The sequence below is a fragment of the Alcanivorax sp. HI0083 genome (assembly GCF_001635175.1).
Map to the genome: position 1 here is coordinate 1 of NZ_LWFX01000305.1, position 1,051 is coordinate 1,051.

The 1,051-nt window shown below is 52.0% G+C and carries 2 protein-coding genes and 1 pseudogene; all 3 read right to left on the bottom strand.

Features of this window, described 5'->3' with window-relative positions:
• Positions 1-184 (bottom strand): annotated as a pseudogene (locus A3754_RS03225) (30S ribosomal protein S14); the annotation flags it as partial.
• 11 nt (positions 185-195) lie between these two features.
• Positions 196-735 carry a 50S ribosomal protein L5 gene (gene rplE, locus A3754_RS03230; RefSeq protein ID WP_063518835.1) on the bottom strand — a complete coding sequence of 180 codons (540 nt, stop codon included), beginning with the start codon at positions 733-735 and terminating at the stop codon, positions 196-198.
• Positions 736-747: 12 nt separating this feature from the next.
• The coding region (gene rplX / locus A3754_RS03235; protein ID WP_063518836.1) for a 50S ribosomal protein L24 at positions 748-1,051 on the bottom strand (304 nt) is incomplete at its 5' end.

Here is a 1,051-nt window from a genome sequence, read left to right on the forward strand (position 1 = left end):
TACGCTGACGAACCGGAGAAGAATCGCGCGGCATTTTTTGCAGCTGAAGCTGAGCATCCCACTTCGCTTCAGGTTCTGCATTGGGATCCTGGATGATCGCCTTAAGCGCTGCGCGCTTGGCGGCAAAACGCTGAACCAGCTTAGCGCGTTTTGCTTCCCGGTTTTTCATGGATTCTTTAGCCATGACAAATCCTCTTAGCCCTTCAGCGGGAAGTTGAAGGCGCGCAGCAGCGCCCGTGCTTCGTCATCAGTCTTGGCTGAGGTGGTAATGGTAATATCCATACCACGCAGCTTGTCGACCTTGTCGAAATCGATCTCCGGGAACACGATCTGCTCACGCAGACCCATGGAGAAGTTGCCCCGGCCATCGAAGGATTTCGGGTTCAAACCACGGAAGTCACGGATTCGCGGAATGGCAACAGAAACCAGGCGCTCCAGAAATTCATACATTCTCTGGTTGCGCATGGTCACCTTGCAGCCAATCGGCCAACCTTCACGGATCTTAAAGCCTGCAACAGACTTGCGCGCGTTGGTTACCAGGGGCTTCTGGCCAGAAATGGCCGTCATGTCCGCCAAAGCACCTTCCATCGCTTTACGATCCGCAGAAGCTTCACCAACACCCATATTCAGGGTGATCTTGGTGATCTTCGGCACTTCCATGATATTACCGAGACCAAGCTCTTCTTTCAGCTTGGGCGCGATTTCGTCTTGATAAATCTTTTTCAGATCACTCATGGGTCACCTAACCTACAGCGTTTCGCCGTTGGACTTGAAGAAGCGAACTTTTTTGCCGTCTTCAAAACGGAAGCCCACACGATCCGCTTTCTGCGTCTTGGGGTTCCAGATGGCAACGTTAGAAGCGTTTAGCGATGCTTCCTGTTCTACGATGCCGCCTTGAGTACCGCGGTTAGGGTTGGCTTTAACATGCTTCTTGACCATGTTAACACCAGCAACGATGAGGCGACCGTTGTCCAGAACTTGCTGAACAGAGCCACGCTTACCTTTGTCCTTACCCGCAATTACGATGATTTCGTCATCACGCTTAATCTTG